A 20,565-nucleotide genomic window follows, 5' to 3' on the forward strand; every position below is an offset into this window, starting at 1 on the left:
CGTGGCGAAGCAAGCGCGTGTCGCGGTGGTGGGCAGCGCGAACGCAGACCTAGTGGTCGAAGTGCCCAGGCGGCCGGGCGGGGGTGAGACGCTGCTGGGCGGCGACCTCGCGCTGCTGCCGGGAGGCAAGGGAGCAAACCAGGCGGCGGCGGCGGCGCGCTGCGGCGCCCCCGTGTCGTTTGTCGCCTGCGTGGGGGTCGACGCGAACGGCTCATTTCTGCTTGAAAAGCTGGAGGATGCTGGCGTCGACGTTACCGGTGTGATGCGGGCCCCGCGCCCCACCGGCACAGCGATCATCTTCTTGACGCCCGACGGTGAGAACTCGATCGTCGTGTCTCCCGGCGCGAATCAGGCTCTCGACCTCGACGCGCTCAAGCGGGCCGAAAGCTCGTGGCAGGGCGCCCAGGTCGTAGTGTTGAGCCTCGAGATTCCCCTCGAAACCGCGCTGCACGTCGCGGCCCAAGCGCGGGCGGCGGGCGCGCGCGTCGTGTTGAACGCTGCGCCGTCGGTGCAGCTTGCAGGGTCGGTGCTTGAAGCATGCGACCCGTTGATCGTGAACGAGCACGAGGCGCTAGAAGTATTGGGCGCTTCGCTCAGCGACCCTGACGCCCAGAACTACTCGCGGCTGGCCGAACGCCTACTTGCAGCGGGTGCGAGGTCTGTCGTGGTGACGCTGGGGGCCGACGGCGCGATCGTGGCCGAGCACGGCGGCGAGGGGGAGCGTGCCAGGCTGACACAGGTACCTGCGTACCGCGTGCAGGCGGTTGATACGACCGGCGCAGGTGACGCGTTCGTGGGAGCGGTGGCCGGTGAGCTGGCAGCCGGCGCGGCACTCGAAGACGCGGTGCGGTTTGCGACAGCGGTCTCTGCCGTGTCGGTGCAGCGCGTGGGCGCACAGTCTTCGTACGCGAACCGTGCTGAGATCGAGGAGTTCATCGCGCAACGCTCAGCAGAGTAGAGCCCCACCGGCCACCAGATCGAATCCTTGTTCGATCTGGCGGTCGAGCCCTGTCGCTTCTGCTGGGCCGGGCGTATGCTCAAAATGAGGCCGCCATGCAGTGGGACGGCCAGAAGGGCGGCTTGACATGCGTGAGGACGAAGAAGGCCACGAGGGTGACCTGGGGCACAAAGAGCACAGGTCACACAAGAAGCACCGAACCCACACGAAACACCGGCCGCACAAAGAACACGAGGCGACCGGGGGCGGGCTCTACTTAGACGAGGCGGGAGAGCACCCGCCTGATTACAGCGAACCGGTATCGTACGACGAAAAACGCTGGGGTGGTCCGCACCGAGACGTAACAAGCGGCGGTATTCCCACCATGAGCGTGTGCCGGGTGCTGGCACTGCAGCTGATTGCCGAGCGGCCGCGCACGAGCGGGGATATTATTGCCGCGATCGCGCGCGACCTCGCGCTGGGCGACGGGGCCGTCGCCCAGCGTACGCGCACGGGCGACAACAGGCTGGCTATTCGCGTGCGCTGGGCGCTCGCGACGCTGCGCCGCGCTGGGTATATTGATGCGCAAAAGAGCGTTGAACCGGGTGCGCCGAGGGTTCCTCAGCGAGTCGGGTCATCTCGGGTGTACGAGGCCACCCCGCTAGGAAACGCGCTGCTCGCCAAAGATCCGCTACATATTGACGAGGGCGGCACCGGCTCCGCGCGGGCCGCCCACGACTGATATGTACGTTTGTTTGTCAATAGGCAAGATGAAACGGTCCCAGGAGGTGTACGGCCTCTGATAGCGAGTGACCTGCACCAGCCCGCGAGTTCTCTCGCGATCGCGACATTCGCGATGGTGCTCTTCTTCTTCCGAGCAACAAACTTCACCCATTGCCGATGGAGTCGCTCGTTCCCGGCCTGCCCGCGCAGGCGTGCGTCTTGCGGGGCGTGTTTTTGCCGGGTTCTGTTTAGCCGACTTGTTCGGTAGCGCCTGTGGGGGTACCCGGTAGCGTGCGTGGGTGCACCCGGTAGCGCTCCGGCGGTCATGTCTGAGAGTGGCCATCAACCGTGACCGATTAGGGTGTTGGCGGGTGGAAGGATCTACACGTATGGCCGACTACCAACATCATGCGTCACTCAGCCAGCAACGTCCCTATCGACAGGTCGAAGCGATCACACACTGCTCGCGTCGCGCGATCGCCATTGGTGGCCTCGCAATTCGATCCCGTGGACTGGGATAAGTCCTTCCACGACGCCGTCATCGCAGAATCCGCTATCAACTGGATCGTCTCGAACACGGGAGTCGTGCAGTCGAACGGCCTGAACGTGCGCCGCCATCGAGCCGATATCAGCGGGCCAACCTAGCGCGGGCCGGCAACGCGGGCGCGTGACCGCTACCGGGCACTCCCACGTCTGCTACCGGGTCAACCCACAGGCGCTACCAAAAGCGGCTGCTAAACAGGTTCCAGCCTATTGACGTATCTTTCAGAAAACTATGCTCTCAAGTTGACTAGGAGAACTCATGTCACGTAACACCCTGATTCTTACTGCTGTTATTTCGTCCTTAACCATGGGTCTCACAGGCTGTGCTTTGGCAAGTGAAACTGGGGGTGAACCAAGTGGCGCTACGCCGAACCTCGCTGTACCGGAACATTCTGCCTCCAAGCCGTACGGTTTAAGCGTCCAGTCGGCCGGGAATTTTAAAGTAATCACTTTTGATCCGGACGCTATGCCATCGGGGCAGGCTGTTTTCGAGGGAGACCTCACTGCAAACGAGCAAGGATGCGTCTCGCTCGAAACCGCGGCTGGGGCAACCCCGCTCGCGTTCTCAGCCGCAACCTTTGAAAGGATCTCTGACGATGGCCAGCTCGAGATAGAGGGGAAGCTCCACAAAATCGGCGAAGCAGTGTCGGTCATGGGGGGCAGTAAACAGGTGAGTGAAGAAAGTCTCGCTGAATGCGGAGAAGTGGCTGAAGTCACCTTCGTGAGTACCCTTAGCTTTCCCTGATACCAGCTGGCGAGGAGCAATGTCCCTTGGCGCTAATCCACGCATCGAGACGAAGGTGTCGCGGGGTCGGAGCACTTGCGCTTCAGTATTTATGGCATGCGCCGGTGTATTTTTGCCCACCAGTTCTCCAATGTAGAGGCGTCGTTTCGGATAGCGAAGGATGTCAGTCCCGATAAAAGACGCGGTGATCGTGGGCGGGAGTGTCGAGCACGATCACCGCCTCCATGCCTGGCGAGATTGCTGGGCTGTTGAGCGATCTTGAGGAGTTAGATAGTGGTGACGAATTCGGTCAACTCAGTTGGAACAGAAAACCCCAGCCCAGGATTTTGCGTTAACTGGTATTTAACGGCGTGAGGTACACGACGGGTGTTGCGAACTTCACTAGAGTCAGCTTTCGTCCTCGGGATGAAACACGTTGCCGCCAAAGCGGGCGGCGAGGTCGGAGTCGATTTCGTCGCAGGTCGATGCGATGCCCGCCACGACGAAGCCGAGCTCGTTCGCCTCGAGCGTGTCGGCGAGCAGGTTGTGCTTCATGATCAGGTCAACCCGGTTGTCGCCGCGATCAACGAGCACAAAGCTGCCAAACACGTAGTCGGCTCCAGAGAAAGCGACGAAATCGCGCAGCTCGGCCGTGTTCTCGGCGTTCGACAGCAGGGGCGAGAACACCATGGCGAGGGCCGAGTTTTCTGCAAACTCGTGCACCCGCACAAACACTCGGCTCGAGCCGTACCTGACTGAAAGGTCACCATCGGTATCGATCTCGACGCCCTCAAACAGCGAACCCATGTGGTTCTGTACGAGTTCTTTCTGGGCGGTGATGTCGTTCATGTGTGCTCATTTCTGTGAAGGCGAAGAGATAGGGTCGTGCCGCCCCCAGCCTAGCGAGCTGTCAAGATAGGGGTATGTCTCACTCCTACTTCGCAGGTGCCCGCAGGCCGCGGGTGCTCGCTCACCGCGGACTCACCACGGCGGCCATGCATGCCGCGGGCATCGCCGAGAACTCGCGTGCCGCGATCGAGGCGGCAGTCGTGGCGGGGTGCGAGTTTGTTGAAACGGATTGCCACCTCACACGCGACGGCGAAGTGGTGCTGTTTCACGACACCGACCTCAAGCGCATTGCGGGCGACCCCCGTGACATCGCCGATGTCACACTCGCCGAGCTCGAACGCATCATGCAGGACCGCGGCGGCGTCATCACGCTCGCGGCAGCGCTCGAGGCGTACCCGCACACGCGCTTCAATGTCGATGTGAAGGCGCGCGCGGCAGCAGTACCCGCCGGCTGCATCATCGCGCCCCACGCGCACCGGGTGCTGCTCACCAGCTTCTCAGACCGGTACCGCGCGCGAGCCATGGCGGCAGGGGGTGACAGGCGCCCCGCGGCCTCGCCGGGGCAGTGGGGTGTGATCCGGATCTTAGCCTCGCTCACCACGCGGCTTGGCGTCGCGCGCGCTCTGCGGGGGCTCGATGCGCTGCAGATCCCAGAGCGGCAGGGGCCTGTGCGGGTGCTGACGCCGCGGCTCATTCGAGCCGCGCACCGGCACGGCGTCGAGGTGCATGTGTGGACGATCAACGACACTGATCGCATGCGCGAGCTCGTAGCGATGGGAGTCGACGGGATTGTCACCGACCGGGCAGACCTCGCGATCGCCGCGCTGCGGCCTGAGTGATCGCCGCGCTGCGGTCGAAAGTTGCTCGCGGCGTAGGCAGCGTGGCGTGCGCCTGTCACACTAGAGGGGTGGCAGATAATCAGAACGGCCGAGTCGCGGTCTACCTAGACTTCGACAACATTGTGCTCTCGTGGTACGACCGCGTGCACGGGCGCAACTCGTTCGGGCGCGACAGGCACCGCATTGCCGAAGACCCGAGTGACCCCGAGATCGCGGCCAGGCTCGAAGCTGCCGCTGTCGACGTGGGCGCGATCATCGACTACGCCTCGTCATTTGGCACGCTCGTGCTGACGCGCGCCTACGCCGACTGGTCATCGCCGATTAACGCGCTCTACCGGTCACAGCTGGTCGCGCGGGCCGTTGACCTGGTGCAGCTGTTTCCGGCGGCCGCCTACGCGAAAAACGGGGCCGATATTCGATTGGCGGTCGACACGGTCGAAGACATGTTTCGGCTCGACGATCTCACCCACGTGGTCATCGTGGCGGGCGACTCCGACTATGTACCGCTCGCGCAACGCTGCAAGCGGCTGGGGCGCTACGTCGTGGGAATCGGTGTCGCCGGTTCAACCGCGAAATCGCTCACCGCGGCGTGTGATGAGTTTGCGTCGTACGACACGCTGCCCGGGGTGGAGTCTGCGGCTGAGGTGACTGGGCCTGCCAAATCTGCAAGGCCTGCGAGGTCGGCAAGACCCGGGAGGCCCGCAAAGGCAACAACGGCAGCAGACCCTGCAGAGCTTGCAGGGGCCGCAGGGCCAGTCGAAGTGCGCAAGGGAAGCGATCCGGCGCAGGAGGCGGAGCCAAGCGCAGAGTCCACCGCAGAGATCAGCGCAGAGATGAGCGCAGAGGTAAGCGCCCAGACCGATGCAGATACCGAGCTTGAGATCACCGGGCTTTTGATTCGTGCGCTGTGGCTGGGGCTCGAGAAAGACGATTCTGAGTGGCTGCACAGTTCGGCCGTGAAGCAGCAGATGCGCCGCATGGATCCGTCGTTTAACGAGAAGGCGCTCGGATTCCGTTCGTTCTCTGAGTTTCTGAAGTCGCGCTCAGACATCGCGGAGCTTGAAGAAACGGGGCACGAGCGGCTGGTGCGACTGCGCGATCAGTCACACGATTGAGACACAACGTAATACAGGTGTGGCGCGTTCGTGGCAGGCCGATAGTGTTACCGGATGTGTCAAAAATCTTTGACACGTGTAATCCGTCAGAGAGGACACCCCGGTTACATGAATACACAGCACGCGCATTCACGTGCTTTGGCGCGGCCGAAGGGCCGTATGCGCAGGCCATTTGTGGCGGCCTGCGCGGCAGCCGTTGCGCTTCCGCTTCTGCTGCAGGGAACGGCGGCTCAGGCCGTCGTCTCACGCGCAGAGAGCTTCGCGCCCATCGACGCGGTAGAGGCGATCACGGGTGAAGCCACGCTGCCCGGCTTTCAGCAGCAGTTCTTGGACGAGGTGAACTCACAAAACATTTGGAACCATGACGTCTATCTCGCCGACACGATTGGCCCGCGCGTAGCGGGCACTGCGGGCGAAGAAGCGGCCGCCGCCTACGTTGAAACCACCCTCGAGTCGTACGGATTTGACACGTCGCGCGAAACGTTCGCCGCCACGCCGCAGACGTTTGCTGACGTTGTGCCCAGTCGATACCAGGAGGGATACGCGAGTTGGCAGTTTAAGCCGGCGACAAACGCGGTCTTTACGGGAAGCGACACCGCGCTCGAAGGCGAGCTGATCGAAATTGGATCAGGGACGGGCGATCTAACGACCCGCGTGGACCTCGTGGGCAAGATCGTGCTCGTCGATTGGAACGCGGCAGCGGCGACCCGCAACGCGATCTTGAAGGACCTCGCTGGCGTGGGGGCCACGGGCGTTGTGTTTGCCAAGGTCGCGGGCGCCAGCTCACCAGAGGCGCTGCCGAACCCGGGCTCCGTACCGGATGAAGCCCAGGGGCTCGTCGTGGTGGGAGCAGCGCTGAACCAGGGCGAGCGCATGCGCGCCCTGCTACAGGATGGCCCGCTTTCGCTCTCGATTACCACGCAGACCGGTTCAAACCAGAGCACCAACGTGATCGGTGTGCGTGAAGCAGCAAACGGCGACCCCGAGGCACCGATCGTCTACATCGGTGCACACATTGACTCGGTCGTCGGCAGCCACGGTGCTAGCGACAACGGCTCGGGCACGAGCATCATGCTGGAGCTCGCAAGGATTCTCGGTTCTTACTCTCTCGACACCGAGGTGCGGGTGGGGGCCTGGGGTGCTGAAGAACAGGGCATTAAAGGCTCGAAGCACCACGCGTCCAATGTGATGACCGCTGAAGAGCGTGACCGCACCATCGGCGCGTGGAACATGGACATGGCGGGCACGAACTATGCGGGCACCGAATCGCAGCCGTTCGGGTTCTGGGCGCTCACCGTTGACGGGGCAACGAAAGAAGACAACCCCGTCCTTGGGCTGGCCGATACGGTATCGCAAATCGCTGGAATGGGGGCACTGCAGATTGGGCAGGTCGGCCGAAGCGACCACCAGTCGTTCCATGACGTAGGAATCCCGGCGGTTGTCTTCAGCTGGATGTTCTGGGCCGGTGGCACGAACATTGTGCTCGAGCCCGCATACCACCAGACGACTGACACGCTGGAGTTTGTCTCTGAAGAGCGCATGGCGATTGCGGCCCGCGTGCTGGGCGGCTCAGTGTTTCGGGCGGCGCTCGAAGAAGTAACAATCGCAGTGACCGATGAAGCGGGCGAGCCCGCGGCAGCGGCGGCCACGGCGCTTCGCTGCGAGGGCGATGCGGGCTGGCGTGCGGCAGGCGACACTCAGGCAGACGGCACCGTGAAGACGCATGCACCAGCGACCACGTGTGACGTCGTAGCGGTGGGAACAGATGGAAGCCGAGGCTCTGCGAAGTCGGTGTCCATGAGCGGTGACGAAACGGTAGACATCCGACTGCACAGCGACAAAGAAGCCCCCGTCGTAAGCTTCACGGCATCTAACGCTTCGGCATCAGGGTGGTACCGCAAGGCGCCTGTGGCGGTGGGTATCGCCGCCACAGATAACGCCGATGATGCGCCCACGATCGAGTTCTCACTCACAGGCGACGATTGGGCGCAGTACACCGACCCGGTCGATCTGGGGGCCGACGGCCGGCACACGGTATGGGCGCGCGCAAGCGACGATTTCAAGAACGTGAGCGAGCCGGCGCAGCACAGCGTCAACATCGATACGGTGGCACCGCAGCTGCAGGCGGCCGCACAGCGTTCGCGCGGCGACATCGACCTCACCATCGCCGATGCCACATCGGGCGTTGCGCGGGTCGAACACCGAATCAAGGGCGCCGATCAGTGGCAGCAGCTCGCGAAAGACCTCGAGGTGCAAGAGGGCGCACTATCGGCCAGGGTGCCCCTGGGCAAGGAGGCCGCCGTGGTTGAGCTGCGCGCGATTGACGCTGCGGGCAACGTAAGCGACATTGCCCAGGTCGAGTTTGCCGCGGGCGCAGAGGTGACGGTCGAGCCGGTTACGCCGGCCACTCCCAAGCAGCCGCAGAACCTCTCAAACACGGGCGGTTCAGCGCTGTGGGGCGGCGGCCTCGCCCTGAGCGCCCTGCTGCTCGTCGCAGGAACGGTCGTGCTGCGTAGGCGTCGGGCGTAACGACTCGCGCACCAAACGCGAGCGCCCCACACTTGGATTCGTCGAAAATCGTGTTCAAATGTGGGGCGCTAACGTGCCGCGCACTGCAATACTTGACGCATGGACGCGCTCAACGACTTCATGGTGCAGGCAGGCGACACACTGTGGACCTGGATTGTGCTCCCCGTGCTTATTGGGCTCGGGCTGTACTTCACCATCAGGTCGGGGGCCGTGCAGCTGCGCTGGTTCCCCGAGATGCTGCGCACGCTCACCAATAAGACGCCCACCGACGAGAACGGTGAGCCGCAGTCGGTGTCAGCATTTCAAGCGTTCACGATTTCTGCGGCGTCGCGCGTGGGCGTTGGCAACATCGCGGGAGTGGGCACCGCCATTGCGATCGGTGGCCCCGGCGCCGTGTTCTGGATGTGGACGATGGCGTTCGTCGGCGGCGCGTCGAGCTTTGTCGAGTCGACCCTCGGTCAGCTATTCAAAGTGCGCGACGAGAACGGGTTTCGGGGCGGCCCCGCCTACTACATGTGGAAGGGGCTGAAAGCGAAATGGATGGGCACGCTATTCGCGGGCATCTTGATCGTCTGCTTTCCCTTTGCGTTTAGCTCGCTGCAGGCCAACACCATCACCGCGACCGTCTCATCGAGCTTCGGTGGCACCGTTGACTGGCTGCCCATCGCAGTGGGCGTTGTGCTGGCAGCTCTCACCGCGCTCGTGGTGTTCGGTGGGGTGCGCCGCATCGCGAGCGTGACACAGGCCGTTGTGCCGGCGATGGCGCTGCTCTACCTGCTGCTCGGGCTCGTGATCGTGGGCATGAACATCGAACGCCTACCCGAGGTGTTTCTCTCGATCTATACGAGCGCGTTCGGCGCCAACCAGGTGGTCGGCGCCGCGTTTGGAACGGTGCTCATGACCGGTATTAAGCGCGGCATGTTCTCGAACGAGGCGGGCCTCGGCTCGGCCCCCAACGCGGGTGCCAGCGCGGCCGTAACCCACCCGGTGAAACAGGGGCTCGTGCAGACCCTCGGCGTCTACTTCGACACCTTTCTCGTGTGTTCGATCACCGCGTTCATTATTCTCGTGTCGACCCCCGACCTCGCCAATGCCGCCAAAGGCATCGATCTCACCCAGAACGCCATCGTGGGCGCGCTGGGGCCCTGGTCGAACGTACTGCTGTCGGTGATCATCTTCTTGCTGGCGTTCAGCTCGATCCTCGGCAACTATTACTACGGCGAGTCGAATATCGAGTTCATCTCGGCCAGGCCCGGTGTGCTGCTGGGGTACCGTGTACTCGCAGTGGCCGCCATCTTCGTCGGTTCGATCGCCTCGGCCGATCTGATTTGGAACTCGGCCGACTCGATCATGGGCGTCATGGCCCTTGTCAACCTGATCGCGATCGGGCTGCTCTCTGGCATCGCATTCAAACTCATGCGCGACTACACGCGCCAGCGCAAACTCGGGCAGGAGCCCGTGTTTACGCGCGCCCTGTTGCCAGAGGTGAGCGGCATTGAGTGCTGGGAGAGCGAGCAGAGCGTCACTGGCGTCGTTCCCGTCACGAAGGCGTAATCGCCTGGCGGGCGCTGGTGTGCTCAGCACCCAGTGATCATGCGTGCCGGATCAGCCGTGCCGCTGGCACACACACGTTGACGCGGCCTCAGCGCACCCGGGCACTCCGGTCTCGGGCGCAGACGCGTCGGTCGCCCCTGCTGCGCGCTCGCGAATCGTGACGCAGCAGTAGCCAGCTTCGGGCTCGAGGTTAGCGTGGGCGCAGCCGCACCCGAGGCCGTCGACGACACCCTGCACAAACTTTTGGTTCACGCCGCACACGAGTTGCGTGTGATCTTTGGCGAGGTGATCGAATGGACAGTTGCGCAGTCGCACCGCACCGGGCTCAACAACCGGCTCAAAATCTTGGGCCGCGAGCGTATCAGCGATCTCGGTGAGCGCGTCGGCGGCGGGCTCTGGCATTGCCGTGCGGTGGGCGGCGCCCACGCCTACGCCTGCGGTGTGGGCGACCGTATCGAGGGCCCGCTGCATATCGGGGGAGTCGTTCTGTTCGATCGCAGCGGCGAGAATGCCACCCATCAGGTCGTACTGCCGCCCGGGCAGCGTCACCTCAATTTCAGCTTCAGAGCGTCGGTACAGTTTCGAGGGTCGCCCAGCGCCCGGCCCGGTCTTGCCGCTGAGGCGCCGGTACTCGACCGAGAGTAGCCCCTCATCGACCAGGCGGTCGAGATGAAACTTGGCGGTGTGCTGCGGTGTGCCTACCGCCTCTGCTGCCTGTTTGCGGCCCACAGCGTCGTGCTGAGACACCACGTAGTCGTACAGCTCGCGGCGAACCGGGTCGGCAAGGGCGCCCACGGCATGGATGCTGTCGATATTGCTCATGCCAATAGTCTATCGGCGAAACTTATTGACACTAGAGCGAGATCTTCATTAGAGTTCGAAGTGTAAGCGAAGTCTCAGGTCTGAAGGCAAGAAAGAGGTGGCGCGATGAGCGGCATGGTGATTGTGGGCGGCGGTTTTGCGGGCGCGAGTGCAGCTGCGCAGCTGCGCGAAGAAGGCTTCACGGGAGACATAACGATCATCGCGGGTGAGGCGCAACTGCCCTACGAGCGCCCCGGATTGTCGAAGGGCTACCTGCAGGGCAAAGACGATGAAGCCTCGGTCTTCACCCACCCGCAGGCCTGGTACGACGAGCAGCGCATCACTGTGCGCCAGGGCATCTCGGCCGAATCGTTTGACACCAAGACTCACACCGTGACGCTGGTAGGTGGCGAAACCCTCGAATACGAGAGACTTCTGCTCGCCACCGGATCGCGTGCCCGAACGCTTCCCATTGCGGGGGCCGACCTCGCAGGGGTGCACACGCTCAGGACTATCGAAGACGCGCGGGCGCTCCACGCCGTGTTCGCCACGGGGGGCAAGAACATCGTGTTAGTCGGATCCGGCTGGATCGGGATGGAGGCAGCCTGGGCCGCTCGCGCTCAGGGCAACACCGTGACCGTGCTGGAGCGGGGCAGTGCGCCGCTCGAAGCGGTGCTGGGTATTGAACTCGGCGGCGACTTCCAGAAGCTCCACGAGGCTCACGGCACCGTGTTTCGCATGCACGCGAACGTCGAGGGCATGGTGGGCGAAGACGGCGTGGTGACGGGAGTGCAGGTAGACGGTGAGACGCTGCCAGCCGACCTGGTGCTCGTGGGGGTCGGCGCGATTCCCAATGTCGAAATCGCGCAGGCAGCGGGCCTCGAGGTCGAAAACGGTGTGCTTGTCGACGCGAGCCTGCGCACCAGCGCACCCGACGTGTTTGCGGCGGGTGACCTCGCGAACATTGACCACGCGGGGGCGGGCACGCGAGTGCGCAGCGAGCACTGGGCTGTAGCGCTTGCTACGGGTAAGGCAGCGGCACAGGCGATGCTCGGGCAGTCGGTCAGTTACGACGTGATCCCGTTCTTCTTCACTGACCAGTGGGAGCTCGGCATGGAAATGGCGGGCTACCCGCACCTGATGCGAGACGCAGAGGTGGTGGTGCGCGGCGACCTGGCCAAGCGAGAGTACCTCGCGTTTTGGGTAAAGGACGGCCGCGTAGGCGGCGGCATGAACGTCAACGTGTGGGACGTGAACGAGCAGATTCAAGATCTGGTGCGCAGCGGCGTGACCGTCGACCTCGAGAAGCTGCGCGACCCGAGCGTGCCGCTCACCGACGTGGCAGCGTAGGGCGGTACGGGGCCGCTACTCGGTCGTCTTCGGCTCTGAGTCGTCCGTCGGCTTCGCCTCTGGGGCTTCGGTCGGCTTCTCACCCGATTTTGCCGATTCCTGTGCGGACTTAGCGACCGGCGGCAACTTGGTGATCGCAAAGGCTGCCCCGTCCTGCTGCATGCCGTTGTCAAAGTAGGCGACGTGACCGGCCTCGTCGAGGCCGGTCGTCGTCGCCTGACAGATAAAGTCGTCACCCACGCAGTAGTCACGCAGCTTCTTCTCGTACGCGTTGAGTGCGCTCACGGGGCGGGGGAGGAGGCCGTCCCGCGTCTCGTCATAATCACCCGCGTTGAACGGCTCGGCGCCCACAAACCGAGGGTCTCCGTAGAACACGATCGCACTCACAGCGGCGGCCGCCTCGGGGCGCAGCTCCTGAGCCTCGAGCCCCACGAAACGATCTGTGGGCGTCGAGAGCGCATCGCCGATGACGAGCGCCCCCTGTGAATAGCCGAGCAGTACAAACTTTTGTTCGGGGCAGGTCTGCGCCTGCAGATTGAGCATCGTCACCAGGGTGCGTACACCCAGAGACGCGCCCTCGTTGACGTCGGTGTCGGCGGGGTAGTCGAGGTCGGTGCTCACGACCTGATCTGGTCGAGCCTCGGCGATGGCGCGTGAGACGGGGCCGAGTAGCTGGCCGCGAGACGGCTCACCCGTGCCGCGGGCAGTGACCACCAGGGTTGGTAAACACTCGAGGGGTTCGAGCTCGATCGGCTCGGCGTCTGCCTCGGCCTCTTGCTGCTGCGCCTGGCGCTCGGGCGCGGGCGTCTCGGCAGCGCCCTGCAGGGCATCGCGCGTGGCCACAGGGTCAGCGCCCGTGGCGCAACCCGCGATCGAAACGGTGAGCGTGACGGCGAGCCCCGCGAGGGCCGCATGTGCGGCGCGGGGCACGATGCGACCGCGCGCGCGTAGCGTGCGGGAGTGGGAGAGCGAGTGGCGGGTCACATTGGCCTCTTCTGTGAGCTGGCGGCCCGGCCGTGAGCGAGGTGCTCTGCGGTGAGCTGTCGGAATGAGACGAGCGTACGCCCGTTCGGCTGTGATCTCCCACCGCAGGGGCGCGCCCGCGCGCGCCGCGCCCAGCCCGCCGCCCGCCGCCGGGCGCGGGTGTAGGCTAAATCACATGGTGCCAGGCTCGCTCGCCCCGTTTGGGCTCGTCGCAGCTGGAGGCGCAGTGGGCACACTCGCGCGGTATGGTGTCGGCGCTCTGATGGGCAGCTCGGCAGGCGCAGAAGGAGCGGTAGGCCTGGCCGGAGTTGACACTGCCGCCTGGGCGACGCTAGTGGTCAACCTCGTGGGAGCGTTTGCGCTCGGGCTGCTGTTTTCGGTGGTAGATCGCGTCACCACAGCCAAGCGGCACACCGACCGCTGGTGGCTGCTGCTCGGCACGGGAGTGCTCGGCGGGTTTACGACCTACAGCGGGCTCGCGACAGAAGCCGCTGAACTGCTGGGTGACGGCAGAGTCTGGCAAGCGCTCGGCTACGCGGGTGGCACGCTCGTGGCAGGCTTCGTCGCGAGCATCGCGGGCATTTGGCTCGGCCGCATCGGGCAGGCACGCAGCGCATGACGGGCGTGTGGCATGCGCTCACGATCGCAGCGGCTGGCGGTGCGGGCGCCGCACTGCGCTACGGCATCGACCGCGCGATGGCGCGCAGGCGGCGCCACTCGTTTCCGTGGGGGTTGTTTGTCGTAAACCTCACGGGTTCATTCGCGCTGGGGGTGCTTACCGGCCTCGCCCTGGGCTCGCCGATCGCCGAGGTCGTGGGAGTGGGGCTGCTCGGTGGCTACACCACCTTTAGCTCTGCGAGCCTCGACACCGCGAAGTTGCTCGCCGAGCGTCGCTTTGGCGCGGCGCTCGCTAACGGTGCGGGCGTGCTCGTGGCGGCGGTGGTGTGTGCGATGCTCGGTATCGCGCTCGGAACCACGCTCGGAGCCGCGCTCCGTTAAGCAGTCTTGGGCTGCCAGCATACCCAGCCGCGTGGGCCGCGGGCAACGGCCTCGCCGAGGCAGTGATCTCGCCGGGGCAGTGATCCTGCTACCGTGTATAAAAAATATGCGCGACTACTTCCGCTTATGCCTGCGGCATAGACGGAACTTGTCGCGCCTATTTTATTCTCGACGCGTGCCGGCGCAATCGAGCGCGCGGCGGGGCAATGATCCGGATCAATGCCCCGCGGCGGCGGTTAGCGCACGCGCCGGGCCTCGAACCGGTCGCTGGGGTGAGCGTAGGCCTCTTGCGCAGCGACGAGCTGCAGTTCGCGGGTGCCTGCCTCGAGCGTGGTCTCGAGCAGTGAGAAGACGCTTGCGGTCGTGCGCGCGAGCGCGAGAGCGGCGTCGCCCGTGCGCAACAGATGCGCCGTGAACAAGGCCGCGGTGACGTCGCCCGAGCCATTCGCCTTCAGCGGCAGGTGCGGGGTGGTCGTAAGCCACGCGCCCTCTCCCGTGACCGCAAGCATTTCGAGGGTGCCGGGCGTGCGGTCCTCGCGCTCGACGCTCGTCACGAGCACGGTGCGCGGCCCGCGGGCGCGGGCCAGGTCGGCTGAGGCGAGTATTTCGTCGAGGGTCTTGGGGGTGGTGTCGGTGATGAATCCGAGCTCAAATTGGTTGGGCGTGATGAGATCGGCCGCGGGCACGACGCGGTCGCGAATCAGGTTTTGCACCTCGGGGGCGACATGGCAGCCCGACTTGGCATTGCCCAGCACCGGATCGCAGGCGTAGATGGCCTCGGGGCTATGGCGCTTTACCCGTGCAACGGCGTCGAGAATCGCGTCACCAATACTGTCGCCACCTTGATAGCCCGAGAGTACGGCGTCGACGCCATTAAGCCCGCCGCGCTCCTCGATGCCCGTGATGATCTCGGTGACGTCGCTGCCCGCGATCAGCGGGCCGCGCCAGGCGCCGTAACCCGTGTGGTTTGAGAAACAGACGGTGTGCACGGGCATCACATCGACGCCGATGCGCTGCAGCGGAAACACCGCGGCCGAGTTGCCCACGTGACCGTACGCGACCGATGACTGGATCGAGAGAATTCGCATGCTTCGATCCTGCCACTGGTCTTGTCGTCGGTCCAAGGGTGGTGCACTCGAGTGAACCAAGGGGCTTGGTTGGGGGCGTGGTGTTGGGGGCCGTGGTAGTGGGTACCGTTAGATGGCGCGACCGGGGGTGAGGGTGCCGCGCGGATCGAGGGCGAGTTTGATCGCACGCTGCGTGGCGCGTGACACGTCGTCGAGTTGCCACGGCAGCTCGTGCTGTTTCACCGATCCGATGCCGTGCTCGCCCGTGATGGTGCCTCCCAGCGACAGCGCGAGCCGCGTGATGTCGTCGAGTAGCGCGTCGGCGGCGGCCACGTCGTCATCGGCGCAGTCGACGGTGCTGTGCAGGTTGCCGTCGCCCGCGTGCGCCACGGTCGACACCAGCCGGCCGTGACGGGCAGAGATCTCATTGATGCCGTGAAAGATCTCGGCGAGTTTCGCGACGGGCACCCCCACATCGCACGAGATTTTCAGCCCGCGGGCGGTGAGCGCAGGGTTCGAGAGCCGCCGGGCCTCAATCAGTGCGTCTGAGTCTGACAGCTCAGTCTCGGTCGCACCATAGTCACTGCAGACCCGGGTGATGGCAGCGGCCGCGGCAGCCGCGTCAGAGCCCACAGTCTGCCCGACGAGCATAGCGCCGCGCGGCACTGCGATACCGCTGGGGCGGTAGGCTTCGATGATTTCGACGCTCGCGGCATCCATGAGTTCGAGCACCTCGGGGGTGTGTGGGCCGCCGACGATCGCGGTGACGGCGCGGCCCGCTGACTCGAGGTCGTCGAACGACGCGCGAAAGCTGCAGGGAGTTCCGGGCGGCACCGGTTTGAGGCGCACAGTGGCCTCGGTGACTACGCCGAGGGTGCCCTCAGACCCCACGATGAGGCTCGTGAGGTCGTAGCCGACCACGTTCTTGCGGGGGCGCGCACCCGTGCGCAAAACGCGCCCGTCGGCGAGCACCACTTCGAGCGCCGCCACCGCGTCGCGGGTCACGCCGTGGGCGACACAGCGCAGCCCGCCAGCGTTGGTGGCGATGTTGCCGCCAATAGTGCAGCTGCGCGCGCTCGCTGGGTCTGGTGGGTAGAAGAGGCCCTGGCCTCGTGCGGCATCGTCAAGCTCGGCCGTGATGACGCCGGGCTGCACGACCGCGAGACGGTCTGCGGCATCGATCTCGATGATGCGGTTCATGCCCGCGAGCGACAGGATCAGCCCACCCGCGTAGGCGTTGGCTCCGCCCGCGAGGCCCGTGCCCGCCCCGCGCACACTCACGCGCACGCCGCGTCCGTTCGCCCAAGCCAGCGCCGCTGAGACGTCTTCGGTCGACGAGGCATGCACGAGCGCGATCGCCTCGCCCTCGGGGGAGTCGCGCGACGAGTCGTGAGCGTGCTCTGCGATCTCGGCGGCGTCTGTGACAAGCCGGTCGCCCAACTGTGCCCGTAGTTCTTGCAGTGCTTCGTGCATGTTTGCCTCCCACTGCAGCGTAGCGCTTGGTGCGCAAATCGGGGCGCTGGGTGACTGGCGCGTAACAGCCGCGCTGTGCATTCGAGTTTGTTGTGCGTGCCAGAATGAACAGATGAACAAAGTAGGCCGAGGCGGTAGCGACGACCGAAGCGACGACCGAAGCGACGACCGTAGCGTGGGCGCGGGGCGTTACGCGCCCAGCCCCTCGGGTGACCTGCATCTGGGAAACCTGCGCACGGCACTCATCGCGTGGCTGTTTGCCCGCTCGACCGGCCGTGATTTCTTCATGCGCATCGAAGATCTAGACCGCGCACGCGACGCCGGATCAGCGGCCGCTCAACTCGAGGACCTCGCGCGGCTGGGGATCGACTGGGATGGGGATCCGGTGCTGCAGTCGAGCCGCGGGGCAGCGCACGAAGCCGCGATCGATCGGCTCGCCGATGCCGGGTTGGTGTACGAGTGCACGTGCACGCGCAAGGATATTCTCGCCGCCCCCTCGGCGCCCCATGCCCCACCGGGGGCGTACCCCGGTACCTGCCGTGACCGTACGCCCGAGGAGCGTCGCGCGGCGCGAGAGATGATCGCGCCGAGACAGCCCGCCCTGCGGTTGCGCGTGCCAGACGGTGCCGTCGCGCCCGAGTTCACCGACCTGATGCTGGGGGAGGTGCGGGGGGACATCGACGACCTGGTGCTGCGACGCGGCGACGGCACAGTCGCGTACAACCTTGCCGTGGTGGTCGACGACGCGGCGATGGGTATCGACCAAATCGTGCGCGGGGCAGACCTTGCGCCCTCAACACCGCGGCAGATATTGCTGCAGCGACTGCTTAACCTGCCGTCGCCACCAGTGGTGGAGTACGCGCACGTGCCGCTCGTGCTCGGACCCACGGGAGCGCGACTCGCGAAGCGTGACGGGGCGGTTACGCTGCGTCAGCTCGAAGCGGCGGGCGTATCTGCGCAAGACGTACTCACGCAACTTGCCCATTCACTGGGTCTTGCTGCCTCCGGTGAGCGAGTAACAGCTGCCGGGCTGGTTACACGCTTCGACCCCGCTCGGCTTCCCAGCGAGCCCTGGAACTGGCGGCCGTAGGGTCTTGTGCGGCCCGTCGTGGGTGTCGCCGGGTGCTGTGAGCGGGGTCGACGCTGCTGCTGCGGTACGCCCGCGCGTAGGGGCTGTGACGACCCTTGTGATCCTGGGCGTCATCCTGCGCGCACTTCCTGTCATCCTGCGCGACGGAGGAGTCGCAGGATCCACAACACCTCAGCCACACTCAACTTCCGCGTGTTTTCCACGGTAAATCGTGATGTCTGAGGTCGCTGCTGTAATGAAATCATGCAACATCCATTCAGCGCCGAAAGCCCCAACCGGGGGCGATTGAACGACCTGGTCACTCGGGTCGTGGAGGTTGATGCGCGCATGCGGGCGCTGCAGGCCGAGCTGACGGTGTTGCTGGCAGACGCGTACAAGCTGGCAGAAGCCGAGGGCGACTGGCCGTTCAAGCCCGCGCCGAGCGAAGACGACGATGCCGGCGCCGAGGGTCATGCCGCCGAGGGCGCTGAGGATGCAGTGGGCGCTTCGCCAGCGGAGCAGCCGGCGTTTGTGACCGACGAAGCGGTCGTGCGTGCGAGCATCGCTGCGAGGGAAGCTCAGCCGAGCACCGGTGGCGGTACTTACGGCGACACAGGAAACAACGATCAAGGCGCAGGCAGCAACGAGGCTGCTGACGCTAGTCGCGACGGTGGCGATGCGGCTGTTGGCGATGATCACGGCAATACTGCGAGCACGAGCACGAGCACGAGCGCAGGTGGTGAGTCGTTTGGTCTGCCCGTGATTAGGCTTCCGCGGGGTGCGCAGGTGTGGCGTGACCGGTCATACCGGGTGGTGCGGGCCGAGATCGCGGCCGCGCTGCGGGTGCCCGAGGGGCGGGTGGGGCACGACATGTCACACGCGGTTGATGCGGTCGAGCACTGCCCGGTCATGCTGGGTGCGCTTGCGAAGGGTGAGGTCACTGACCAGCATGTGCGCGGCCTGGTGAACGCAGGCCGTATCATCGGCCACGAGGCCGTCGCACAGGCGGCTGCACAGGCGGCTGCACAGGCGGCTGCGCAGGCGGCTGCTCAAGCTGACGGCGCGGTTACCAATGGTACAGACTGTCCTGCAACAGCCAGCGGTGAAAGCCCCAGCGACGCGACCGCCGCCGAGTCTGGTGACGGCGCGGCTGGCGACGGCACGACCGGTGACGGTGACGGTGAGGCAGAGGGTGCCGGCACGCCCGGCAGTGAGTCGCCCGACGCGACCGCTGGTGGCGCGCCCTACGATGAGGTTGCCGTGGCGCGAGAGGTGGCGCGCCGGTATGCGCTGCTTGATCGGGCGCTGGTGGTGCACGCGAAGCGCGATACCGCACCGAAGGTGGCGCCGACGGCGAAGCGTGTGGCGGAGAAGCTGGCCGGGGTGACGTTTGATGACCGGCACCAGCTGGCCAAGCGTGACCGGCATGTGCGCTTGGTCGAGCTTGATGACGGCATGTGCCAGGTGCAGGCGGTCGTGACGAGTTTTGAGGCGCACGTCATTTTTGATCGTGTCACCCAGTACGCGAAACTCTTGCAAGAACGTGACATAGCCGCAGGGAAGCAGACGGCCGAAGTAGCGGGGACGCCGTTATCGGCGGCCGCGGTGTCGGCGCTGAAACGGCCCCTGGGCGAGGCGCGGGCCGATAGCCTGACCGCGCTGCTCGCGCATGGTGAACTCACGGATGAAGACTTCTATGGCAGTGATGTGGGTGACGCAGGTGTGACCGGCGCTGATCCGGCTGGCAGCTATGTGACCGGCGATGGTGTGACCGACGCCGATATGGCAGGTGCGAGCTTTGGGGTTGCGGGTAGGGGCCGCAGGGCGGGGCGTAAGCGGCTCGGGTTGCGGGTGACCGCGCGGGTGCAGGTGCTCGTGCCGGTGTCGCTCACGGGCCGCCTCGATGCTGGTGGCGCTGCTGACACTGCTGACACTGCTGGCGCCGGCGGCGCCGGAGGTGCTCCTATGGCAGGAGCTGGCGCGAAAGGCCCGGCCGCGACTTCCGCTGGCACCGAGAGCGACGCGCGAGCTGCTGAGCTCACGCGCGGGTTCCAGCCCGAGCTCGTGGGAGTCGGCCCCATCGACACCGACACCGCGGTAAGAATCCTGCACGACACCCCCAGCTGGGACATCATCACCGTCACCGACGGCACCGGAACAGGCTCCAACGCCAACACCAACACCGACACGGGCACCGGAGCAGGGGCCGACACAGGCTTGTCCGGCAGTACCGGCCAGGCCAGCGGCGAGAGCACCACCGGCCAGACCAGCGGCCAGTCCACCGGCCAGACCGGCACCGGCCCCACGGATACAACGATCTGCGGTAGCTGCGGCACCGTGAACAGCGGCAACACCACCGTCGGTGACATTCTCACGGTCGATAGCTACCGGGTGCCCGCCCACTTGAAACGGAATTTGGCGGCGCGAGACACATCCTGTCGGTTCCCGGGGTGTACTCTGCCGATTTACCGGTGTGACATTGACCACACGGTCGCTGCCGAAGACGGCGGACCCACCTCACTAAGCAACATCAGTAGCTTATGTCGCGGGCACCACGTGATTAAACATCACGGCGGGTGCCTCCCCGAACAGGGCGACAACGGTGATTTCACGTGGACGTTCCCGTCAGGGCGCAAGTATCGCACCGAACCGCCCTCGCGGGTGATGTTTCGAACCGTGCTCGAACCGCCAGACGTGCAGGCCCTCGCCGATGAGCACACCCGCAAGCACCCGTTCGGGGAACACGAATGGGACGATGCAGCCAGCAACAGCAACAGCAACGGCAGCAGTGGCGAGGCTGCGGGCGAAGAACCAAGTCCGTTTTAGTAACAACTGTGAAAATTATTTCTGGCCGGTGCTCGTTACTAGATGAGCTGTCTGCCGGCATTCAAACGGCACGAACCAGGTCACACAGGCGCCAAGACAGCGTGCGGCCAAAAGTGGGTGTTATCGGTCCTGATAACACCCACTTTTGGCCGCACGCCCTCTTTGCCAGCGGCAACCATAGTT

At 65.1% G+C, this 20,565-nt stretch carries 17 protein-coding genes; 12 read left to right on the plus strand and 5 right to left on the minus strand.

The window, feature by feature from the left end; all coding sequences use genetic code 11:
• Position 1 precedes the first annotated feature (1 nt).
• From ACXR2T_RS11370 to ACXR2T_RS11380, 3 genes are all read left to right on the plus strand, one after another.
• Complete coding sequence (locus ACXR2T_RS11370; protein ID WP_458837651.1) at positions 2 to 958, plus strand: ribokinase; 957 nt, start codon at positions 2 to 4, stop codon at positions 956 to 958.
• A gap of 127 nt (positions 959 to 1,085) precedes the next feature.
• Positions 1,086 to 1,679, plus strand: coding sequence for a hypothetical protein (locus ACXR2T_RS11375; protein WP_458837652.1), 594 nt, complete (start codon positions 1,086 to 1,088; stop codon positions 1,677 to 1,679).
• 783 nt (positions 1,680 to 2,462) lie between these two features.
• On the plus strand, positions 2,463 to 2,948 hold the full coding sequence (locus tag ACXR2T_RS11380; protein ID WP_458837653.1) for a hypothetical protein: 486 nt from the start codon (positions 2,463 to 2,465) through the stop codon (positions 2,946 to 2,948).
• A gap of 387 nt (positions 2,949 to 3,335) precedes the next feature.
• On the opposite strand, the gene ACXR2T_RS11385 is transcribed toward ACXR2T_RS11380, so the two are convergent.
• Positions 3,336 to 3,776 (minus strand): T3SS (YopN, CesT) and YbjN peptide-binding chaperone 1, encoded by a 441-nt coding sequence (locus ACXR2T_RS11385; RefSeq protein WP_458815349.1) that lies wholly within the window; start codon positions 3,774 to 3,776, stop codon positions 3,336 to 3,338.
• Positions 3,777 to 3,850: 74 nt separating this feature from the next.
• Here ACXR2T_RS11385 and ACXR2T_RS11390 point away from each other — a divergent pair, with 74 nt between their 5' ends.
• The 4 genes from ACXR2T_RS11390 (at position 3,851) to ACXR2T_RS11405 (ending at position 9,813) form a co-directional block, all read left to right on the plus strand.
• Positions 3,851 to 4,615 (plus strand): glycerophosphodiester phosphodiesterase family protein, encoded by a 765-nt coding sequence (locus ACXR2T_RS11390; RefSeq protein ID WP_458837655.1) that lies wholly within the window; start codon positions 3,851 to 3,853, stop codon positions 4,613 to 4,615.
• 68 nt (positions 4,616 to 4,683) lie between these two features.
• Complete coding sequence (locus tag ACXR2T_RS11395; RefSeq protein ID WP_458837656.1) at positions 4,684 to 5,730, plus strand: NYN domain-containing protein; 1,047 nt, start codon at positions 4,684 to 4,686, stop codon at positions 5,728 to 5,730.
• Positions 5,731 to 5,838: 108 nt separating this feature from the next.
• Positions 5,839 to 8,259 carry a M28 family peptidase gene (locus ACXR2T_RS11400; RefSeq protein ID WP_458837657.1) on the plus strand — a complete coding sequence of 807 codons (2,421 nt, stop codon included), beginning with the start codon at positions 5,839 to 5,841 and terminating at the stop codon, positions 8,257 to 8,259.
• Between the two features lie 99 nt (positions 8,260 to 8,358).
• A complete protein-coding gene (locus ACXR2T_RS11405; protein ID WP_458815358.1) occupies positions 8,359 to 9,813 on the plus strand; it encodes an alanine/glycine:cation symporter family protein in 1,455 nt (484 codons plus the stop codon).
• A gap of 51 nt (positions 9,814 to 9,864) precedes the next feature.
• Here the strand turns inward: ACXR2T_RS11405 and ACXR2T_RS11410 are convergent, their stop codons facing one another.
• Positions 9,865 to 10,635, minus strand: coding sequence for a helix-turn-helix transcriptional regulator (locus ACXR2T_RS11410; protein WP_458837658.1), 771 nt, complete (start codon positions 10,633 to 10,635; stop codon positions 9,865 to 9,867).
• Positions 10,636 to 10,740: 105 nt separating this feature from the next.
• Between ACXR2T_RS11410 and ACXR2T_RS11415 the strand changes: the two genes are divergently transcribed.
• On the plus strand, positions 10,741 to 11,964 hold the full coding sequence (locus ACXR2T_RS11415; RefSeq protein ID WP_458837659.1) for an NAD(P)/FAD-dependent oxidoreductase: 1,224 nt from the start codon (positions 10,741 to 10,743) through the stop codon (positions 11,962 to 11,964).
• A 15-nt stretch (positions 11,965 to 11,979) separates the two neighbouring features.
• Here the strand turns inward: ACXR2T_RS11415 and ACXR2T_RS11420 are convergent, their stop codons facing one another.
• Positions 11,980 to 12,948: a cutinase family protein gene (locus ACXR2T_RS11420; RefSeq protein WP_458837660.1), complete on the minus strand. Its 969-nt coding sequence runs from the start codon at positions 12,946 to 12,948 to the stop codon at positions 11,980 to 11,982.
• 175 nt (positions 12,949 to 13,123) lie between these two features.
• Between ACXR2T_RS11420 and ACXR2T_RS11425 the strand changes: the two genes are divergently transcribed.
• A complete protein-coding gene (locus ACXR2T_RS11425) occupies positions 13,124 to 13,567 on the plus strand; it encodes a fluoride efflux transporter FluC (RefSeq protein WP_458815366.1) in 444 nt (147 codons plus the stop codon).
• Positions 13,564 to 13,947: a fluoride efflux transporter FluC gene (locus tag ACXR2T_RS11430; protein ID WP_458837661.1), complete on the plus strand. Its 384-nt coding sequence runs from the start codon at positions 13,564 to 13,566 to the stop codon at positions 13,945 to 13,947. The genes ACXR2T_RS11425 and ACXR2T_RS11430 overlap by 4 nt, the downstream gene beginning before the upstream one ends.
• 236 nt (positions 13,948 to 14,183) lie before the next feature.
• Here ACXR2T_RS11430 and pdxY read toward each other — a convergent pair whose 3' ends face one another.
• Positions 14,184 to 15,035, minus strand: a complete 852-nt coding sequence (pdxY, locus tag ACXR2T_RS11435; RefSeq protein WP_458815370.1) for a pyridoxal kinase PdxY — start codon at positions 15,033 to 15,035, stop codon at positions 14,184 to 14,186.
• A gap of 108 nt (positions 15,036 to 15,143) precedes the next feature.
• Positions 15,144 to 16,487 carry an FAD-binding oxidoreductase gene (locus ACXR2T_RS11440; RefSeq protein ID WP_458837662.1) on the minus strand — a complete coding sequence of 448 codons (1,344 nt, stop codon included), beginning with the start codon at positions 16,485 to 16,487 and terminating at the stop codon, positions 15,144 to 15,146.
• Between the two features lie 112 nt (positions 16,488 to 16,599).
• On the opposite strand from ACXR2T_RS11440, the gene gluQRS reads away from it, so the two are divergent.
• Positions 16,600 to 17,577, plus strand: coding sequence for a tRNA glutamyl-Q(34) synthetase GluQRS (gluQRS, locus tag ACXR2T_RS11445; RefSeq protein ID WP_458837663.1), 978 nt, complete (start codon positions 16,600 to 16,602; stop codon positions 17,575 to 17,577).
• A gap of 243 nt (positions 17,578 to 17,820) precedes the next feature.
• A complete protein-coding gene (locus ACXR2T_RS11450; protein WP_458837664.1) occupies positions 17,821 to 20,382 on the plus strand; it encodes an HNH endonuclease signature motif containing protein in 2,562 nt (853 codons plus the stop codon).
• The last annotated feature ends 183 nt before the right edge of the window (positions 20,383 to 20,565 follow it).

This window comes from Leucobacter faecis, from assembly GCF_054456635.2.

Excerpts from the sequence above, each read along its gene's own strand:
- ACXR2T_RS11390 (WP_458837655.1), top strand. The coding sequence starts at position 3,851 with ATGTCTCACTCCTACTTCGCAGGTGCCCGCAGGCCGCGGGTGCTCGCT.
- ACXR2T_RS11405 (WP_458815358.1), top strand. The coding sequence starts at position 8,359 with ATGGACGCGCTCAACGACTTCATGGTGCAGGCAGGCGACACACTGTGG.
- ACXR2T_RS11375 (WP_458837652.1), top strand. The coding sequence starts at position 1,086 with ATGCGTGAGGACGAAGAAGGCCACGAGGGTGACCTGGGGCACAAAGAG.
- ACXR2T_RS11430 (WP_458837661.1), top strand. The coding sequence starts at position 13,564 with ATGACGGGCGTGTGGCATGCGCTCACGATCGCAGCGGCTGGCGGTGCG.
- ACXR2T_RS11400 (WP_458837657.1), top strand. The coding sequence starts at position 5,839 with ATGAATACACAGCACGCGCATTCACGTGCTTTGGCGCGGCCGAAGGGC.
- ACXR2T_RS11380 (WP_458837653.1), top strand. The coding sequence starts at position 2,463 with ATGTCACGTAACACCCTGATTCTTACTGCTGTTATTTCGTCCTTAACC.
- gluQRS (WP_458837663.1), top strand. The coding sequence starts at position 16,600 with ATGAACAAAGTAGGCCGAGGCGGTAGCGACGACCGAAGCGACGACCGA.
- ACXR2T_RS11425 (WP_458815366.1), top strand. The coding sequence starts at position 13,124 with ATGGTGCCAGGCTCGCTCGCCCCGTTTGGGCTCGTCGCAGCTGGAGGC.
- ACXR2T_RS11385 (WP_458815349.1), bottom strand. The coding sequence starts at position 3,776 with ATGAACGACATCACCGCCCAGAAAGAACTCGTACAGAACCACATGGGT.
- ACXR2T_RS11415 (WP_458837659.1), top strand. The coding sequence starts at position 10,741 with ATGAGCGGCATGGTGATTGTGGGCGGCGGTTTTGCGGGCGCGAGTGCA.
- pdxY (WP_458815370.1), bottom strand. The coding sequence starts at position 15,035 with ATGCGAATTCTCTCGATCCAGTCATCGGTCGCGTACGGTCACGTGGGC.
- ACXR2T_RS11410 (WP_458837658.1), bottom strand. The coding sequence starts at position 10,635 with ATGAGCAATATCGACAGCATCCATGCCGTGGGCGCCCTTGCCGACCCG.
- ACXR2T_RS11450 (WP_458837664.1), top strand. The coding sequence starts at position 17,821 with ATGCAACATCCATTCAGCGCCGAAAGCCCCAACCGGGGGCGATTGAAC.
- ACXR2T_RS11440 (WP_458837662.1), bottom strand. The coding sequence starts at position 16,487 with ATGCACGAAGCACTGCAAGAACTACGGGCACAGTTGGGCGACCGGCTT.